This window comes from Micromonospora sp. CPCC 205546 (genome assembly GCF_036902715.1).
Taxonomy (GTDB): domain Bacteria; phylum Actinomycetota; class Actinomycetes; order Mycobacteriales; family Micromonosporaceae; genus Micromonospora.
In genome coordinates this window covers 1-1057 of the sequence record NZ_JBAKHL010000161.1, presented here as the reverse complement: position 1 = coordinate 1057, position 1057 = coordinate 1, and the positions used below count along the sequence as shown (strand labels likewise).

General features: G+C 65.3%; 1 protein-coding gene. It reads right to left on the bottom strand.

The window, feature by feature from the left end; all coding sequences use genetic code 11:
* Positions 1 to 1057 (bottom strand): IS256 family transposase (locus V6U77_RS29825; RefSeq protein WP_334610069.1); only part of this gene is annotated, 1057 nt, incomplete at both ends.

Genomic DNA, 1057 nt, shown 5'->3' with positions numbered 1-1057 from the left:
GTCACCAGGTACAGACACTTCAACGCGGCCTGCTCGTTGGGGAAGTGGCCGCGGGCCTTGACCGCCCGCCGGTAGCGGGCGTTCAAGGATTCGATCGCGTTGGTGGAGCAGATGACGGTGCGGATCTCGAGGTCGTAGTCGAGGAACGGGATGAACTCGGCCCAGGCGTTGTCCCACAGGCGGATCACGGCCGGATACCGGCCGCCCCACTTGTCGGCCAGGTCGTCGAACGCGGCCCTGGCCGCTTGAGCGTTGACGGCGGTGTAGATCGGCTTGATGTCGCGCTTGAGTTCGTCCCAGTACTTGCGGGAGGTCAACCGGAACGTGTTGCGGATCAGATGGATGATGCAGGTCTGCACGATCGTGCGGGGCCACACGTTCGTGACCACATCCGGTAGGCCTTTGAGGCCATCGCAGACGAGGAAGAACACGTCCTTGACGCCGCGGTTGCGCAGGTCGGTCAGCACGCTCATCCAGAACTTCGCGCCCTCACCACCGGCACCGGCCCACAGCCCGAGGATGTCCTTCTCCCCGTCGAGGGTGACCCCGATCGCGGCGTAGAACGGCCGGTTGGCGACCTGCCCGTCGCGGACCTTGACCACGATGGCGTCGATGAACACCGCCGCGTAGATCTCATCGAGGGGGCGGTGGGACCAGTCGGTCATCTCCTCGATGACCTTGTCGGTGATCCGAGAGATGGTCTCCTTACTGACCGAGGCGCCGTAGATCTCCGCGAAGTGAGCGCTGATCTCCCCCGTGGTCAGCCCTTTGGCATACAGCGACAACACGACCTCGTCGACCCCGGACAGGCGGCGCTGCCGCTTGCGGACAATCTGGGGCTCGAACGTGCCGGCCCGGTCCCGCGGCACGTCGATCTGCACCGGCCCCGACGCGTCGGTCAGCACAGTCTTCGACCGGCTGCCGTTACGGATGTTGCCCGAGCCGGCACCGGCAGCGTCATGCTTGGCATAGCCGAGATGCTCGGTCATCTCCTCGTTCAACGCGGTCTCCAGGACCGTCTTGGTCAACTGCTTGAGCAGCCCGTCCGGGCCCGTCA